The sequence below is a fragment of the Phytobacter ursingii genome, from assembly GCF_001022135.1.
GTDB lineage: Bacteria > Pseudomonadota > Gammaproteobacteria > Enterobacterales > Enterobacteriaceae > Phytobacter > Phytobacter ursingii.
In genome coordinates this window covers 4,158,714-4,173,840 of record NZ_CP011602.1, presented here as the reverse complement: position 1 = coordinate 4,173,840, position 15,127 = coordinate 4,158,714, and the positions used below count along the sequence as shown (strand labels likewise).

Annotated in this window: 14 protein-coding genes; 2 read left to right on the top strand and 12 right to left on the bottom strand. The window is 54.0% G+C overall.

What is annotated here, in order from left to right:
* Positions 1 to 3: 3 nt before the first annotated feature.
* The 4 genes from AB182_RS23210 to AB182_RS23195 form a co-directional block, all read right to left on the bottom strand.
* Positions 4 to 690 carry a D-lyxose/D-mannose isomerase gene (locus AB182_RS23210; RefSeq protein ID WP_047372153.1) on the bottom strand — a complete coding sequence of 229 codons (687 nt, stop codon included), beginning with the start codon at positions 688 to 690 and terminating at the stop codon, positions 4 to 6.
* A 156-nt stretch (positions 691 to 846) separates the two neighbouring features.
* A complete protein-coding gene (locus tag AB182_RS23205) occupies positions 847 to 1,788 on the bottom strand; it encodes an ABC transporter substrate-binding protein (RefSeq protein WP_047372152.1) in 942 nt (313 codons plus the stop codon).
* A gap of 39 nt (positions 1,789 to 1,827) precedes the next feature.
* On the bottom strand, positions 1,828 to 2,838 hold the full coding sequence (locus AB182_RS23200) for an ABC transporter permease subunit (RefSeq protein ID WP_047372151.1): 1,011 nt from the start codon (positions 2,836 to 2,838) through the stop codon (positions 1,828 to 1,830).
* A complete protein-coding gene (locus AB182_RS23195; RefSeq protein WP_047372150.1) occupies positions 2,831 to 4,354 on the bottom strand; it encodes a sugar ABC transporter ATP-binding protein in 1,524 nt (507 codons plus the stop codon). The genes AB182_RS23200 and AB182_RS23195 overlap by 8 nt, the downstream gene beginning before the upstream one ends.
* A gap of 298 nt (positions 4,355 to 4,652) precedes the next feature.
* On the opposite strand from AB182_RS23195, the gene AB182_RS23190 reads away from it, so the two are divergent.
* A complete protein-coding gene (locus AB182_RS23190; RefSeq protein ID WP_047372149.1) occupies positions 4,653 to 7,217 on the top strand; it encodes an ATP-binding protein in 2,565 nt (854 codons plus the stop codon).
* Here the strand turns inward: AB182_RS23190 and alsK are convergent.
* The 6 genes from alsK to AB182_RS23160 form a co-directional block, all read right to left on the bottom strand.
* Entirely contained in the window at positions 7,171 to 8,115 is a 945-nt protein-coding gene (gene alsK, locus AB182_RS23185; RefSeq protein ID WP_047372148.1) for an allose kinase, read from the bottom strand. The two genes, AB182_RS23190 and alsK, sit on opposite strands and share 47 nt — an antisense overlap.
* On the bottom strand, positions 8,099 to 8,794 hold the full coding sequence (gene alsE / locus AB182_RS23180) for a D-allulose 6-phosphate 3-epimerase (protein ID WP_047372147.1): 696 nt from the start codon (positions 8,792 to 8,794) through the stop codon (positions 8,099 to 8,101). The genes alsK and alsE overlap by 17 nt, the downstream gene beginning before the upstream one ends.
* A gap of 109 nt (positions 8,795 to 8,903) precedes the next feature.
* Positions 8,904 to 9,884 carry a D-allose ABC transporter permease gene (alsC, locus tag AB182_RS23175; RefSeq protein WP_047372146.1) on the bottom strand — a complete coding sequence of 327 codons (981 nt, stop codon included), beginning with the start codon at positions 9,882 to 9,884 and terminating at the stop codon, positions 8,904 to 8,906.
* Positions 9,863 to 11,395: a D-allose ABC transporter ATP-binding protein AlsA gene (gene alsA / locus AB182_RS23170; RefSeq protein WP_047372145.1), complete on the bottom strand. Its 1,533-nt coding sequence runs from the start codon at positions 11,393 to 11,395 to the stop codon at positions 9,863 to 9,865. The genes alsC and alsA overlap by 22 nt, the downstream gene beginning before the upstream one ends.
* A 134-nt stretch (positions 11,396 to 11,529) precedes the next feature.
* Entirely contained in the window at positions 11,530 to 12,465 is a 936-nt protein-coding gene (gene alsB, locus AB182_RS23165) for a D-allose transporter substrate-binding protein (RefSeq protein ID WP_047372144.1), read from the bottom strand.
* A gap of 71 nt (positions 12,466 to 12,536) precedes the next feature.
* Complete coding sequence (locus tag AB182_RS23160) at positions 12,537 to 13,427, bottom strand: MurR/RpiR family transcriptional regulator (protein WP_047372143.1); 891 nt, start codon at positions 13,425 to 13,427, stop codon at positions 12,537 to 12,539.
* A 362-nt stretch (positions 13,428 to 13,789) separates the two neighbouring features.
* Here AB182_RS23160 and rpiB point away from each other — a divergent pair, with 362 nt between their 5' ends.
* Complete coding sequence (gene rpiB / locus AB182_RS23155; protein WP_047372142.1) at positions 13,790 to 14,239, top strand: bifunctional allose-6-phosphate isomerase/ribose-5-phosphate isomerase RpiB; 450 nt, start codon at positions 13,790 to 13,792, stop codon at positions 14,237 to 14,239.
* Here rpiB and AB182_RS23150 read toward each other — a convergent pair.
* Entirely contained in the window at positions 14,236 to 14,589 is a 354-nt protein-coding gene (locus AB182_RS23150; protein ID WP_047372141.1) for a low molecular weight protein tyrosine phosphatase family protein, read from the bottom strand. The two genes, rpiB and AB182_RS23150, sit on opposite strands and share 4 nt — an antisense overlap.
* Positions 14,567 to 14,812, bottom strand: a complete 246-nt coding sequence (locus AB182_RS23145) for a hypothetical protein (RefSeq protein WP_047372140.1) — start codon at positions 14,810 to 14,812, stop codon at positions 14,567 to 14,569. The genes AB182_RS23150 and AB182_RS23145 overlap by 23 nt, the downstream gene beginning before the upstream one ends.
* Positions 14,813 to 15,127 lie beyond the last annotated feature (315 nt).

Below are 15,127 nucleotides of genomic sequence, written 5' to 3'. Positions count from 1 at the left end.
TCCTTAGCTCAGAAACAGACCATATTCGTTACACAGCACCAGCTGCGCGGGTTCGTCTTCCAGAATGTCGTTAAAGCGATCCACCGGGTGCAGGAAGTGATTGTCGTGTTCGTCATCGTTGACTGACGACACTTCGCCGACCAGCACATCGCCGAAACCAGACTCACCCCAAAAGCTGTGATACAGACCGGGCGGCAGGCAAATGCTTTCCCCTGGTGAGAGGCGTAACTGGCTGCCCGCAGAATGTGTCTGGATACAACCGTCAATCACCACGCTCACGTCGGTATACATCGTCTCTTCATGCGCACCGGCGTTCCATAGCTCGATAATCAGATTTCCGCCGCCGCGATTAATAATGTCTTCGCGTTTGCGCCAGTGAAAATGCATGGGCGTTACCTGCCCGTCGCGCACGTGCATGATTTTTTCCGCATAGCATTTGGCGTAAGGGGTGCCATTAGGAGAACCGTTGCGCAGGGTGAAAAGGGTGAGCCCCTGGGTGTAAAAATTGTCACCGCCGAAAGCGGTGACATCCCAACCCAGCTTTAAGTCGAAGACTTCGCGCCAGCTGTCGTGATCAAGCTGTTGCCATTTGGTGGGGGGAAAGCTGGCGAAGGGCGGCAAGTGGATGTCGTGCATGGAAAAAAACTGCCGGGTATGGCCGAGGATCTCATTGATTTCGGAGCGTTTCATGGCGATCTCCCAGAGTCTACAGAAAACCCCCTCACCCCGGCCCTCTCCCTCAAGGGAGAGGGAGAAAACCGTACCAGACCGTGAAAAAGGAGTCAGGAACACATTCCCTCTCCCAGTGGGAGAGGGTTAGGGTGAGGGCATCAGGCGGCACAAACCTTATTTAACCGTCCAGCCCTTATAGGTGCCGACGTTTTTCTTGTCGATCATCGTCACCGGGATCAACACAGGCTCTTTCGGTGCGGGTTTCCCCTGGAGAATGTCATAGCCGATTTCCACCGCTTTTGCCGCCATCACCTGGGGATCTTGCGCCGGCGTCGCGACAAACAGCGAGTTCTCGCGTTTCAGCGCCTCTTCACCGTCCGGGCTGCCGTCGACGCCTACGATAAAGAACTCGTTACGCTGTGCCTGTTTAGCGGCCAGATCGGCGCCGATCGCGGTCGGATCGTTAATCGCAAATACGCCGTCGATCTTCGGATTGGCGGCCAGCAGCGAGGTCATGACTTCCAGCCCCCCTTCGCGGCTGCCTTTGGCGTTCTGGTTAGACGACAGCACTTTGATATCCGGGTGGCGCTTGAATTCGGTCTGGCAGCCTTCCACACGGTTTTGTACCGCAGAGACCGGCGGTCCGTTGATGATGACCACATTGCCTTTGCCTTTCAGACGGTCGGTAATGTACTTACAGGCCATTTCCCCGGCCTGGGTGTTATCCGAGGTAATGGTGGCATCAGCCCCTTCCGCCGCAACGTCAACCGCGACGACCACGATACCGGCATCTTTCGCGCGTTTTACGGCAGGCCCAATGCCTTTCGAATCAGCGGCGTTGAGGATAATCATGTCCACTTTGGCGGCGATAAAGTTATCGATCTGCGCTACCTGTTGACCAAGGTCGTAGCCGCTGGAAACCAGCGTCACTTTCACCTTGTCGCCCGCCAGTTTACGCGCTTCCAGCTCCGCCCCTTTGGTGATTTGCACGAAGAACGGGTTGGCAAGATCGCCTACCGTAACCCCGATCGATTTCAGTTCTTTCGCCTGCACAAATGGCGCTGCGGCAAGCAGCGCGCCAGCACAGAGCGCGGTTACTAACGGCTTCAAACGCATAGTCTTTCCTCACGTAGGGTTTTCAGGGAAATCTTGTTGTTATGCACTTTGATGATGTCGGGTACGGTACTTGTCTATCAGCACTGCAATGATGATCACCGCCCCTTTGATCACCAGTTGCCAGAAGTAAGAAACGCCCATCAATGTCATACCATTGTTCAGGGTGGCGATAATTAACGCCCCGACCAGCGTACCGGTGATGGTGCCGATGCCGCCGACAAAACTGGTGCCGCCGAGAATGACCGCCGCGATGGCGTCAAGCTCATAGCCCATGCCAAGGTTGCCGTTGGCGCTGTACAGACGTGACGCGCTCATCACTCCGCCAAGCCCGGAGAGCAGGCCGCTCATGCCATAAACGAACAGCAATACCAGCCACACTTTGATACCGGTAAGGCGGGCCGCCTGCATATTGCCGCCGACGGCATAAATGTGAACGCCAAGGGTGGTGCGACGCAGGATGAACCAGCACACCACAATCACAGCCAGCGCAATGACCACCAGCCACGGAATGGGGCCGAGGTAGTTATTGCCGATCCACTCGAACCCGATACTGGAGTTGATGACCGTGGTGCCGTCCGCCAGCAGGTAAGCTGCGCCACGTAGCGCCGTATAGGTGCCAAGCGTGACGATAAACGGGGGAAGCCCGGCGAAAGCGACCAGTATGCCGTTAAATAACCCCAGCACCAGACCGAGCATCAGCGCCGCAGGCACGGAGAGGAAGGCCAGTTGCGGGATCAACGACACCACCATCGCCGCCACCGCCGTGGTGCCGAGGATGGAACCGACGGACAGGTCAATGCCGCCGGTCAGAATGATGAAGGTCATCCCTGCCGCCAGCACGATATTGATCGAGGCCTGACGGGTGATATTCAGCAGGTTACTTTCTGTAAAAAAGTTAGGTGCAATAAAGCCAAATACAGCAACGATCAGGATCAAGATTGGCAAGATGCCGACCGTTTGCATCAGATCGCCCATCAGCATTTTTTTCGCCGAGGCCGATTTCGCCACCTGTTGCGGCGTGGGGACAGAGGTCTCTTTCGATTCAGTCATGGTGTACCGCCTGGTGATGGGATTCGTTCATACCGGTCGCAAGCTGCATGATGTTTTCCTGGGTAATACGCTCGCCTTCCAGCTCGCCGGCGATGCTGCCTTCATGCATCACATACACGCGGTCGCTCATGCCGACCACTTCCGGTAACTCGCTGGAAATCATCAGGATGGCCACCCCTTTGTGGGCCATCTGGCTCATGATGCGATAGATTTCGCTCTTGGCGCCGACATCAACGCCGCGTGTTGGCTCATCGAGGATCAGGATCCGCGGCCCGATGGCGACCCAACGGGATATCAGCAGCTTTTGCTGATTGCCGCCGGAAAGGCCCCCCGCCCGCACCTGTGAATGAGGGACGCGGATATTGAGTAACTTGATGGCGTCATCGGAGATGGACTGCGCTTTTTTTCGATCGAGCAGACCGTAACTGGCGTCGCGCTCGATGGTCGCCATCGTGATGTTTTCCTGCGCGGCCAGCTCCAGAAACAGCCCTTGTTCTTTGCGGTTTTCGGTAAGGAATCCGATGCCTAAATCAATGGCGGCTCGCGGGGAGTGGATCACTACCGGTTCGCCATCGATTTCAACCACTCCGCCGGTGGCTTTACGCACGCCAAAAATCAGTTGTGCGAGTTCTGAACGGCCTGCGCCGACCAGTCCGGCAAGGCCGACGATCTCTCCGGCGCGTACCTGCAGGCTGACCGGCTGGATTTTTTTGCCGTCGGTGAGGTGATGAATGTTGAGACGGACGTCGCCCCGTGGAATATCGCGTTCTTTATTAAAGAGATCGCTGAGCGGGCGGCCCACCATCATACGCACCAGCTCTGAGGCGTTGAGTTTGTCGCGGGTCAGGCTACCGACATACTGGCCGTCACGCAGGACGCTGACCCGGTCGGAGAGCTCATACACTTCTGCCATGCGGTGGCTGATATAGATGATTGCCATCCCTTCATCGCGCAGGCGCATGATCAGTTCAAACAGGCGGTGTGTTTCACGGGAGGAGAGGGCGGCGGTGGGTTCGTCCATCACCAGAATACGGCTGTTACGGTGCAGGGCGCGGGCGATTTCGACCTGCTGCTGTTCGGCGATGGTGAGTTTCATCACCAGGTCGCTGGCTTTGAACTGAGCGCCGAGGCGGTCAATTACGCTTTGCGCCTGAGCGACCATATCCCGACGCTGAATCAGCCCGCCGCGGGAAATCTCACTGCCAAGAAAGATGTTTTCGGCGACGGTCAGATTAGGGGCTAACTGCATCTCCTGATATATCAACGTGATGCCAGCCGCCAGCGCGTCTTTTGGCCCTTTGATATTGAACGGCTGTCCGTCAATCAATATCTCGCCGCTGGTGGCGGTGTATGCCCCCGCGAGGATCTTCATCAGGGTGCTTTTACCGGCGCCGTTTTCCCCCATCAGCGCGTGGATTTCGCCAGGATATACCGTCAGATCCACCCCTTTCAGCGCATAAAACTTGCCAAATACTTTGGCAATATTGCGCATCTCCAGAACGGGCGTCTTGCTCATGGCTTGCTCCTGCAAGGGTTTCGATTGCGCCAGTCCATCACGGCAAAATAAATGCAGAATGTCATTGGGCATTCATATTTGTCATATTGCTGAATAGTTAACGAAGATCACAGTTACGCAACATGACTTCCTTCACCCTCACCCCAGCCCTCTCCCTGGAAGGAAGAGGGAGAACGCCAGGACCACACCCCCACGTTTCTGCGCTTTGGGGGAGAAACCCCAGCCCGCACCGAACAGTCCCCTCGCTCCTTTGGGGAGAGGGTTAGGGTGAGGGGAGAAACTGACAACGGAGCCCGCTATGCCCTATCGGCACAATTCGTTTTTCGCCAGCGCGCGCGGGCGGTTACTGTTCTTCAATTTGTTGGTGATGACCGTGACTCTGATGGTTTGCGGCGTTGCCGTATTGGGGTTTCGCCATGCCAGCCAAATCCAGGAACAGGTGCAGCAACAGACGCTGGACGACATGACCGGCAGCATGAACCTTGCGCGTGATACGGCGAATGTCGCCACGGCGGCAGTGCGCCTTTCTCAGGTCGTGGGGGCGCTGGAATATAAAAGCGAAGCGGAACGGCTTAAGGCGACCCAGATGGCGCTGCAAAAATCGTTGGAGCAACTGGCCCGTGCGCCGCTGGCCCAACTGGAACCGCAACTGGTGGAGCGCATTACCTGGCGCAGCAATGAACTCGAACAGAGCGTGACGCAGATGCTGGAGCGTGGTCAACGTCGCCATCTTGAACGTAATGCGCTACTCAGTTCGCTGTACCAGAACCAAAGTTATCTGCGCCATTTGCAGGAGATAAACCTGCGTGATGGCATCGCCATCGGCGATCCCCGTTTACTCGGCGAAATGGATCGGCTGCTGGCCGCCGCTATTCGTACTCCCTCGCCGCGCCCGACGATACAGCAACTGACGGAAATACGCGCGCAGTTGCCAGACCGCACCGACAACCCGGTAGTGAACGGTATCCTGCAGGATTTCAGCAATGAACTGGCAAAGCTCGGTCCTCTGGCGGCGCAACTGGATGACAGCGATCTGGCGATAAGCTGGTTTATGTTTCATATCAAAGCGCTGGTCGCCATTCTGAATACCGATATCAATCAGTACGTTGCTCAGGTTGCGCAGGCCTCTGAGCAGCGGACCGCGCAAAGCCACAGTGAAATGCGCTCGATTATTATCTTTATCAGCGCCTTTGCTCTGCTGGCGCTGGTGATTACCGGGTTTGCCGGCTGGTATATCTACCGTAATCTGGGGTCGAATTTAACGGCGATTTCCCGGGCGATGTCCCGTCTGGCTCGCGGTGAGCCGGATGTTCCCGTTCCGGCGTTGCAACGGCGCGATGAACTGGGCGAACTGGCGCGGGCCTTTAACGTCTTTGCCCGCAATACCGCCTCGCTGGAACACACCTCAAAGTTGCTCAAAGAGAAGAGCACCCAACTGGAGACGACCTTCCATGCCATGCGCGACGGCTTTGCCCTGTTTGACAGCCAGGGCTGTCTGGTGGTGTGGAACCCGCAGTACCCGCTGTTGCTTGGCCTCTCTGCCGATGCGCTGCAACGTGGTCAGCACTATCAGGGTTTGCTGCGTCAGGTGAGTGAGCTGCCGGACCATGTGCAGGAGAACCTCGCGCGCCCGATGCCAAAACCGCAGGAGCTTCGCCTGGCGGATAACCGCACCATTGAACTGCGATTTAGCCCGGTACCTGGGCGTGGGATGGTCAACGTCGTGCTGGACAGAACCGAGCGTAAGGGGCTGGAAGAGGCGCTGTTGCACAGCCAGAAAATGAAAGCCGTCGGTCAGCTTACGGGCGGGCTGGCGCATGATTTTAATAACTTACTGGCGGTCATTATCGGGAGCCTTGAGCTGGTGAACCCGCAATCGCCGGATGCACCGCGTATCTCCCGTGCGTTAAAAGCGGCTGAGCGCGGAGCGATGCTGACCCAGCGTTTGTTGGCCTTCTCGCGCAAGCAATCTCTGCACCCCCATGCCGTGGAGATGCAGCCGCTGCTGGAAAACTTAAGCGAACTGATGCGTCATTCTCTCCCTGCCACGCTGACGCTGGAAATTGAAGCTCAGCAACCCGCCTGGCCTGCATGGATAGACGTTGGCCAACTGGAAAATGCCATCATCAATCTGGTGATGAATGCGCGGGATGCGATGGAAGGACAGAAAGGAACGATCAAGATCCGCACCTGGAATCAGCGCGTCACGCGTAGCGACGGACGCAGGCAGGATATGGTTGCGCTGGAAGTGATCGATCGCGGTTGCGGCATGTCGCAAGACGTGAAGGCGCGCGTTTTCGAGCCATTCTTCACCACCAAGCAGACCGGCAGCGGCAGCGGCCTGGGGCTGTCGATGGTATACGGCTTTGTGCGCCAGTCCGGTGGGCGGGTGGCCATTGATAGCGTGCCAGGGCAGGGAACCACAGTGCGTTTACAACTTCCACGCGCGTCGGTGCAGGTCGTGAGCCCGGTTGAGCCGTTACCGGCACAGGAAGCTGACCGTACGGATAAATTAATCCTGGTGCTGGAAGATGAGGCGGATGTACGACAGACCCTTTGTGAACAGTTACATGGGCTGGGGTACTTAACGCTGGAGGCGGAGTGCGGCGAACAGGCGCTGGCGTTGCTGGCTGCGTCCGAGGATATTGGCATGCTGATCAGCGACCTGATGCTGCCGGGGCAGATGAGCGGCGCAGAGGTGATTAATTATGCCCGTCAGCACTATCCGCATTTGCCGCTGTTACTGATTAGCGGCCAGGATTTACGTCCGGTACATAATCCTGCGCTACCGGACGTTGAACTGCTGCGAAAACCCTTTACCCGTGTGCAACTGGCGCAGGCGCTGCGACGGATTGCGGCGTAAAGCGGCTGCGGGCAAGTGTGGCCGCACCCTGCGCACCGTTAAACGCGGAGGAGGACGCCGCCAGAAAACGTACTTCATCATGCGGTAAGGGTTTTCGCACGTGTACACGAATCGCCGTAATCAGCGCATCCCGTGGGAATGACGGCATATCCATCACCCCGCCGCCCAAAATCACCGCGTCCGGATCGAACAGGTTAACACTGGTGGCGATAGCGCGCGCGGCATGGTCGAGCAATGCCTTGACGAAGGGCTCATGGCTTGCGTGTTCGAAGAGCGCGCCCAGCTCGTAATCCCGCGGCTGCTGTTCGTACCAGCGACGTAGCGCGATCCCTGAACAGACGGTCTCCAGGCAGCCGGGGTTACCGCAAGCACAATGCTGCTGTATATCACCCTGAGGAATATGTCCCAGCTCACCCGCTACACCGTGCGCACCGGTCCAGGGGGCGCCGTTGAGCCAGATGGCGAAGCCCATGCCGGTGCCCAGATAAGCCGCCAGCACTTCCTGGCCCGCCAGCCCGTTTTCCTGCACATCAAATGACAGTTGCAGGTTCACATCGCGGGAGAACTCCACCGGGCAACCCAGCGCGTCTTCGAGCTGCTCTGCCAGCCCAATCAGTGAATCCGGCGTCAGCGGCAGGTTCGGCGTGGAGATGATGGTGCGCTTGTCCTTACCGACCAGCGCCGGGAACCCCATCACCAGGCCATAACACTGCGCGTTATACTGCTCCAGCAACTGGCTGAGCAGGCCGCTTATTCCGGCCACCACACCGCTCTCAATAGTTTCGGCGGTGCGGCGCTTTTCACAGTGCAGCACATCGCCCGCGGCGGTTTGCAGGCAGATGCGGATATGGGTCGCCCCCATATCCACGCCTGCGACCACATTATGCTGTTGGTGCATGAGGTTGTACCTCGTTTTTCGCGGCCAGAACGTGCTCTTCCAGAACGGCCCAGGCATCGCCAATCTGCTCTGCCTGGTTGAACAGGCCGGAGGTGCCAACGATAAACACATCCGCTCCGGCTTCCATCAGACGCTTATAGGTTGCTTTGTTGCAGGATCCGTCGATCTCGATTTCAAAGCTTAGCCCTTCGCGCTCACGCCAGGCTTTCAGTTCGGCGATTTTATTCAGCATTTCCGGAATAAACGGCTGACCAGCAAAACCCGGGTCAACGGTCATCACGGTCACTTTGTCGGCTTTGTGGATGTAGTACTTCATCGCATCCACGGTGGTTTCCGGGTTCAGGATCAGACCCACTTTCATGCCCAGGCGGCGAATTTCGTCGATCAGGCGGAAGGCCTGGCCGTTAATGGTCTCCGGGTGCAGGGTGATGATGTCTGCCCCTGCGCTTGCCAGTTGGCTGATGTAGTCCTGTGGCCGCGTTACCATCAGATGGCAGTCGAGCGGCTTACTCGCCAGCTTTTTGACCTGACTTACGAAGAACGGTGACAGCGTCAGGTTAGGGACGAAATGTCCATCCATGATGTCGATGTGGAAATAGTCTGCGTGGGTATCGATAAATTCGATCTGTTCTTTAAATTTCAGCAGATCCATACACATCAAAGAGGGGGAAATTTTCATGCTAACTCCTGAATTTTGATTTTTGGCGGCAAGAAGCCCATCGGCTCGTCAATTCCCTGGTAAGGAGCCAACCGACAAGGCAGAACACCTGCGACCTAAAGCGATAAGGTTATTTACTGATCAGTCTGTCCAGGGCGACTGCGGCGATAATTAGTCCGCCCATCACCACCAACTGGTAATACGTTTGAACCTGCAAGATATTCAGACCGTTGTTGATGGTGCCGATAATCAGCCCGCCAATAACCACTGAGAAGATGCGCCCCTTGCCGCCGAAGAAGCTGGTGCCGCCGATGATGGCGCTGGCAATGGCGTAGGTCTCAAAACCCATACCGGCCAGTGGTTCTGCGGCACCCAGACGTGCGGTGGAAACGACGCCCGCCAGCCCGGCGCAGATGCCGGAGATAATGAACACCACCAGAACGTGGAATTTCACATCGATACCGGAATAAAACGCAGAGTTCTTGTTACCGCCGAGCGCATAGATGTTGCGACCCAGGCGCATACGGGTGGTCAGAAACCAGAGAATGATCGCCACGGCCAGAGAGAAGAGTACCGGCACCGGGATGCCGATAACGCTCGCGGCGAAGAAGTTAACGAAATCAAAGGAGAAGCCATAAACCGAGTTGGCATCAGAGATAACGAGCGTGATCCCACGGAAAATGGCGTTGGTCCCAAGCGTAATGATGAATGGATGTAGCCCTGTCCAGTTCACCAGGCAACCGTTGATGGCGCCCAGTAAGCCACCGACCACCACGCCGCCGATTACGGCTGCCAGGAAAGGGTCAACACCGGCCAGCATTAACTTGGCGGTGACCATCCCGGAGAGCGCCAGAATTGCGCCGACGGACAGGTCGATACCAGCAATCAGGATGGCGAAGAACTCGCCCATACCGATCAGTACTGTCACCGAACTTTGGACAAAGATCTGCGTGATATTATTCGCCGTCAGGAAGTACTGGGACGACATTGTGCCAAAGATCGCGACGATGATAGCCAGGATAAAAAAGGTGCCGTATTTATCCCAGAACAGCGCGAAGTTGAAGGGCTTTTTCTCGCTCATTTCGCTTTTCACTCTTGTGGTAATGCCCATGCCATAATCTCCTCTTCGCTCATATCGTCGCGATTGGGCAGGATTTGCGTCAGTCGTCCTTCGCAGAACACGGCGATGCGGTCGCAGACGGCGATAATTTCAGGAAGTTCGGATGACACCATCAGGATGACCTTTCCGTCATCCGCCAGTTGGCGCATCACTTTGTAGATTTCAGCTTTTGCGCCAACATCGATACCGCGTGTCGGCTCATCGAAAATGACCACGTCAGGGTTGCAGCACAGCCATTTGGAGATCAGTACCTTCTGCTGATTCCCACCGGAAAGCTCGGTGATGTTCTGATCGACGGAGTGGCATTTCAGCCCCAACAACTCACGCTGCGCCTGCGCAACGTTTCGCTCTTCGACTTCATTAAACAATCCCATTGCACCTTTATAGCCACCTTTCTTCAGACTCTGGCTTACCGCCATGTTCTGGGCGATAGAGAAGTTGCCAAAGAAACCATTCTCGCGGCGGCTTTCGGTGATGTAGGCCATTCCTTTTTTCAGTGCGTCCAGCGGGGAACGCGGAGAGATAACTTTGCCATTGAGACGGATTTCACCGCTGCTGCGTCTATCCACACCGAACAGGCAGTTCATCAGTTCGGTACGCCCTGAACCGACCAGCCCGGCGAAGCCGAGGATCTCGCCGCGATTGACGCTGAACGAGATATCGCGCACTTTTTTCTTGTCGCGGCTGGTGACGTTTTTCACTTCAAACACCGTGTCTCGCTCAACGTTGCCGGTGTTCTCTTTCATTGCGTTGAAGCGGTTTTGTAACTCACGGCCGACCATCAGTTTGACGATGTCGTCATTAGAGACATCGCTGACCAGGCCGCTGCAGACGCTGCTGCCGTCTTTCATGACGGTATAGCGGTCACAAATACGGCGGATTTCAGCCAGTTTGTGAGAGATATAAACAATTGCCGTCCCTTCTTTGCGTAGCTGATTCATTATCAGAAAAAGATAATCAACCTCTTTATTCGTCAGCGAAGAAGTTGGCTCGTCCATAATAATAACTTTGGCGTTGAGCATTAATGTCTTGGCAATTTCGAGCATTTGTTTGTGGCTGATAGATAAATTCGCCACTTTTTCATCAAGGTCTACTTTTAGGCCAACACGCAATAACATCATTGCGGCGCGGACGCGCATTTCTCGCCAGTCAATAAGATTGACACCACAAACCTTCTTCGTCAGGTGACGGCCGATATACAGATTTTCCAGTACGGTTAATTCATCAATAACACTGAGTTCCTGATAAATAATACCAATGCCGAGTTGCGCCGCCAGCTTATGATCGAGTTTGTCGTAATTAATATCATTAATGGTGATGGTGCCTTTGGTCGGTTCATAAATTCCCGATAATACTTTCATTAACGTTGATTTACCGGCACCATTCTCACCCAATAATGCATGTATTTCATTAGGGTAAATAGTTAAATCGACGGATTTTAATGCGTGAACCGGACCAAAGGATTTGCCGATACTCGCCATCGAAATATATGGCGTGACCATAATGAGTTTCCTTTATTACCTTTTGTTGGAGCCGCGTATTTCCCCTCACCCTGACCCTCATCGCACTGTTTGCCTTTCACCCTCTCCCAGTGGGAGAGGGCAGGGGTGAGGGCATCAGGCCGAACTGACCTGCATTACTTCGTGACCAGGATTGAATCGACCAGCTTGAATTCCGGGGCCTTATCCAGCGGAATAACCTTACCTGTTTTCGCTGCATCAACCATCATTTTCAGGCCAGTGGCGCCGATATCAGCCGGGTTCTGGGCAACAGTGGCGGTCATCTGACCCGCCTCGACCATCTTACGGGCTTCCGGAACACCGTCGGTGCCGACAACCAGTATTTTGCCTGTCTTGCCAGCATTAGCTACGGCCTGAGCCACGCCCATCGCCATGGTGTCATTGGCGCAGTAGAACGCTTTCAGGTCCGGGTTACGCTGCAGTACGTTGGTGGCAACGTCCAGGGCTTTGATACGGTCCCAGTCGGCGGGCTGGCTGGCAACCAGTTTAATCTGGCTGGCTTTTTTAAAGGCTTCGGTAGCGCCGTTACGACGTGCTTCACCGGACGCATTACCGGCTTTACCTTCGATAATGGCCACTTCACCACCCTGTGTACCCAGTTTCTCTACGATAAAGTCCGCACCTTTTGCACCAACGGCGACGTTATCGGTGGTAATAAAGCCTTCGACGTTACCGCCTGCTTTTTTGAGGTTATCCATGTCGATTTTTTCATCGAGGTTAACCAGATAAATACCTTTTTTCCATGCACGCGCAACCGGCATAACCAGATTGACGGAAGAGAGTGGTGCGAATGCGATACCTTTATAATTCTTATTGCTCAGATCTTCGAATAACTGAAGCTGTGACTGAAAATCGCCTTCTGAAGGAGATGCGAAAATATCTACGCTGACGCCCAGAGTTTTCGCTTCGTCTTCAATGCCTTTTTTCATATCCACCCAGAATGGGTTAGACAGTGTTTTTAATACGACGGCATAGTCGGCGGCAGCAAACGCGCTGGTAGATAACATTAAACCCATAGCAGCGCCGCTGAATATTTTCAGGTATTTATTCATAGCAGTATTCTCATTGTAGGGAAGCGTTGTGGTTAATCCCACAGAGATAATGGGATTAACCTTTTTTAGTTTTACTTTAATGCGCCCGGTGAAAAGAAATCAACAATTGCACCGGTCTTTTCCATATTTTTGGTCGCCTGTTCGATATTCTGTTGAGCAACCGATACAAAGAATGCGTCGAGTAATGTCAGTTGTAATATTCTTGCAGATGCGTTTCTGCCTAATAAAGGCGTCTCTGGTGCTGGCGAGCAAATAATAAAATCAGCCATCCTGGCAATGGGCGAATGATAGCTATGTGTGATGCAAATAATTTTTGCCCCATTCCTTTTTGCCAGTTCCACTGCTGCTTTAACATCGCTTGTCCGCCCTGAGTGGGTAACCACCAGTACAACATCGCCTTCTTGTAATAGCGCTGCGGACATCATCATTATGTGTGCGTCCTGATGAGCCTGGCAGCGTACACCGATACGTAAAAACTTATGCTGGATATCCGCGCAGATGGCATTTGATCCGCCCGCGCCGTAAAGATCCCGCTGTTTCGCCTGGTAGAAAAAGCGCGCCGCGCGATGAATTTCTTCCACATTCACAATCGACTGACCTTCCATGATGGTGCGTAATGTGATGTTGAAAACCTTGTTCACCACATCCAGTGGTGCTTCATCAAAAGCAAGTTCTGCGGGGAGAACCTGCTCGGACTGAGAAAAGTAGTCCACGAGTGCGCTACGCAGGTTACGAAAACCGCTAAAGCCCAGCAGCTTTGAAACCTTAACAATCATCGCCTCTGACACGGCGAGTGCTTCCGCCACATCTTTAATGGCTGGCGCGTCGCTCAGATTACCTGGTGTAAGTAACCAGTCCACAATGCGGCTCTCGTTATCGGTCATTCCTTCCTGCTTCATTCGCAGCCAGGGGGCGAGGCCGATACCGTTAGGGAGTCCTTGATCAAACTCTGACTGACTCATTGCTTTCTCTTGTTTTTGTATTGATGACGACACTATATCACCACAGGCATCATCATAAATATGTCGCTAACTTCACACAATAGTTAAATTCATAAAGTTTTATTTTTTGTGAAGTTAGAGGATGTTCTGGTATGCAGATTTTCAATTAATTACAATAATATCAATAAATTATATTTATATTTTTGATGGTGATATTTTTTATTTTGATGATTAGAACACAACGATTAGTTGATTTGTAAATTAATGCCGTGTAGAAAAGGCGCTGAACCCGGTGATTTTGGGGTTTTATTCAGCAGAAAACCGGTCAGAAATCACAAAGGTCACCGGGTCCGTAAAGTTTGCTCAATCATAAGGCGGAAAACATGAAGAGGATTGCGTTCGGCTGCGATCACGTCGGTTTCATTCTTAAGGGGGATATTCTGGCGCACCTGGCGGCGAGGGGGGTTGACGTTATCGATAAAGGTACGTGGTCAGGTGAGCGCACTGACTATCCACGCTTTGCCAGCGCAGTGGCGGAGGCGGTGGTGGCAGGGGAAGTGGAAGGCGGCATTCTGATTTGTGGTACGGGCGTCGGTATCTCTATTACCGCTAATAAATACCCTGGCATTCGTGCCGTTGTGTGCAGCGAGCCTTATTCGGCACAGCTTTCCCGTCAGCATAACGACACCAACATCCTGGCGTTTGGTTCACGGGTTGTTGGCCTTGAGCTGGCGAAAATGATTGTCGATAGCTGGCTGGCCGCCGAGTTTGAAGGAGGGCGCCATCTTACGCGCGTTGAGGCGATTCAGGCGATAGAGCAACAGCAACGCTAAGAATGCGTCGGCGGGGTGGCATCACTGGCGAGGCCAAGTACCGGAGGAACGATCTCTTCGAGCAGCGCGATCAATGCAGGCGCCATGTAGCGGTAGTCATCAGGGATGTCGAGAACATGAAGCGGCTTGTTGCCGATGATGCGGCGAAAGTCGGCCATTAACCGGTTTTTATGTTCCTGTTCCATCACGCAAATAACATCCGCCCACTGAAGCCATTCGGCAGAAACCGGTTTTTTGGCATTACGGCTGGTGCCTGCGGAGCGGACATTAAGCCCGGCATAACGGCGGAACACCTGTTCCGCCGTGGGGCTGCGCCATTGATTGCGGCTACAAATGAAAAGGACATTCATTGGCAAGCAGATACTCTTCCAGGCCACGCTTCGTCCGTTGTCGACGGGTTATCCGTGGATACTCCATTCCCAGTTGTGCGGCCCGCGAGACTTTTTCAGAACGCAGGTACAGCATCTTCCAGTTTTTTTCGCCACGAAAACGCAAACGCGCGGTGTGAACATCACGGGATTTCTTGCGCCGCTTTTGGGCGAGGCGCCAGTCCCGGCTACGGGGTTTTTCCATTGTATTTTCTCTCACAGATTGATCGGGTTCAGCAGCCGCGATAATACGGAGAGAGTGAACAGCGAAATTCTATTCCATTTCGTTATGGTATGCGACAGCAATTAATAACCTTGTCATCTCATTGATATATGTTGCGTCACGTTACAGGAAGAACAGTATCTTCCGTAATAATTCATATTCTATTAATCAACATTCTTTAAGATTTTATCGGCTTATTCTTCCTGACCGAAAATAATAATATGGAGTCGCGAATTTTTTGTAGCTGCACCTATACTTACCTGTCTGCAATGTAATTGAAAAATCAGAGATCTGAAA